The following is a 2036-nucleotide window of genomic DNA, read 5'->3' on the forward strand; positions in this document are numbered from 1 at the left end:
AATATATTCTGGGGCGGCTAGTGGGAATCGAACCCACGCATATCGGCGCCACAAGCCGCCGCGTTAACCACTTCGCCATAACCGCCAAATAATTTTAATAATTAAAATTCCATAACATAGAATATTATAACTTGATTTTGTTAATTTGTAAAGTAAAAAAGTTAGGTTGGTTGTTTTTTTAATGATAATTGATTGTTTTTATAAGTTTTTTGCAGTCAATATTTTTGGTGGCGATGTTTAAAAAAGATTTGAGGGAATAAATTGAGATAAAAAATGTGCATTCCAAAAACCTCAAAAGAAAAAAAGATAAGTCTAAAAAGTTCCAAAAACAAATGCCAAAAAAACGCAAAAAACAAATGCAAAAAAAACAAATTACCAAAACATTTCCCAACAACAAGCCCTTAAAAAACAAGTTCTTAAAAAAATAATATGAGCGATGAAATTATGGAAATTATTTTTATCAAAATGAAACTGACTTTGCAAACTAACAAAAAATAGATAATTTTAGTTGGCGGAGGAAGAGGGATTCGAACCCTCGCATCTTTTGGATCTACACGCTTTCCAAGCGTGCCTCTTCGGCCACTTGAGTATTCCTCCAAAAAGCCCCAAAACTATAAAAGTGATTGGGTTTGTGATTTAATTATTAGCCGCAACAGCAAAAACATTCTTGCTGATCGTCTTTATCTTGATTAGTTTGATTTTGTTGTAAACGCAAAACATCTTGAGCAATAGCAAGTTCTTCATTGGTAGGAACAACAAAAGCTTTGATTGCAGAATCAAAAGTTGTAATAAGTTCTTGTTTGCCTTGAACTTTGTTTTTTTCTTCGTCTAACTTAATTCCTAAAACTGATAAACGTTTAATAATTTCAGAACGGAAAAAAGAAGAATTTTCGCCAATACCAGCTGTAAATACTAAAGCATCAACGCCTTTTAATAATACGTAATAACTAGCAATATAATCAACTATACGCTTAACTTGGATGTCGTGTGACAAAATGGCTTGCTGGTTGCCTTCTTTAATGCTTGCCAAAATATCACGAGTGTCATTAGAAATACCTGATACTCCTAAATAACCTGATTTTTTATTCAAATCATCGATAACACAAGCAACAGTTTTGTTTTCTTTTTCAGCTATAAATTTCACTACTGCAGGATCAATATTGCCACTACGAGTTCCCATAGGAACCCCTTCTAACGGAGTAAAACCCATAGAAGTATCAACTGATTTACCAGAATCAACTGCACATAAAGAAACGCCGTTGCCAGCATGACAAATAATGATTTTGGCGTTTTTTTTACCCAAAATTTGTTGCATTTGCTCAGTTATATATTTATAAGATGTACCATGAGCTCCGTATTTTCTAATTTGGTATTTTTGGTACCAGTAATAAGGAGTGGCGTATAAAAAATTAACTGCGGGCATACTTTGATGAAAAGTAGTATCAAAAACAGCTACTTGAAAAACTTGGGGAAGTACTTTTTGAAAAGCTTTAATACTTATGATGTTTGCAGGATTGTGTAAGGGAGCTAGGTCGCATAAACTTTCAATTTGAGCAAGAGTTTTTTCAGTTAAAACAGCAGAATCGCTAAATATTTCTCCACCTTGAACTACGCGATGCCCTACTCCTTCGATTTCTTCCAAAGTATTAATAACTTTTTTTTGAATCAAAGCATCTAGCAATAACTCTACTGCTGTTTGATGATTTAGCACTTCTAATACTTGTTTGTCTTTTTTGTCTTTGGTCTTCATTGTAAAAACAGCCTGATTGCTACCGATTCTTTCAACTAAACCTGAAACAATTACTTCTTGTTGTGGCATTTCTAATAATTGAAATTTTAAAGAAGAACTACCAGAATTTACCGACATAATTTTCATATATTTTTCTCCGTTTTTTGATGTGTAATAATTTATTTGTTGTTTGTATATTAATTTTAATTGTTGTTTGACTTAATTTTTTTGGGTTGAGTTTGGGATTGGGATTTTAATTATTTGTTATTTGATTTATTTTTATTTTTAATTAATAATTTCTTTTAAT

At 31.8% G+C, this 2036-nt stretch carries 1 protein-coding gene and 2 tRNA genes; all 3 read right to left on the bottom strand.

Annotated features, from left to right (window positions below):
- Positions 1-9: 9 nt before the first annotated feature.
- The 3 genes from OL66_RS02365 to OL66_RS02375 all read right to left on the bottom strand — a co-directional run bounded on the left by OL66_RS02365 (position 10) and on the right by OL66_RS02375 (position 1876).
- Positions 10-85: transfer RNA gene (locus tag OL66_RS02365), tRNA-His, on the bottom strand.
- A gap of 424 nt (positions 86-509) precedes the next feature.
- Positions 510-597: transfer RNA gene (locus OL66_RS02370), tRNA-Ser, on the bottom strand.
- Positions 598-643: 46 nt separating this feature from the next.
- Positions 644-1876, bottom strand: a complete 1233-nt coding sequence (locus OL66_RS02375) for an acetate kinase (RefSeq protein WP_034172307.1) — start codon at positions 1874-1876, stop codon at positions 644-646.
- Positions 1877-2036 lie beyond the last annotated feature (160 nt).

It is taken from the genome of Chrysanthemum yellows phytoplasma (assembly GCF_000803325.1).
Taxonomy (GTDB): domain Bacteria; phylum Bacillota_I; class Bacilli_A; order Acholeplasmatales; family Acholeplasmataceae; genus Phytoplasma; species Phytoplasma asteris.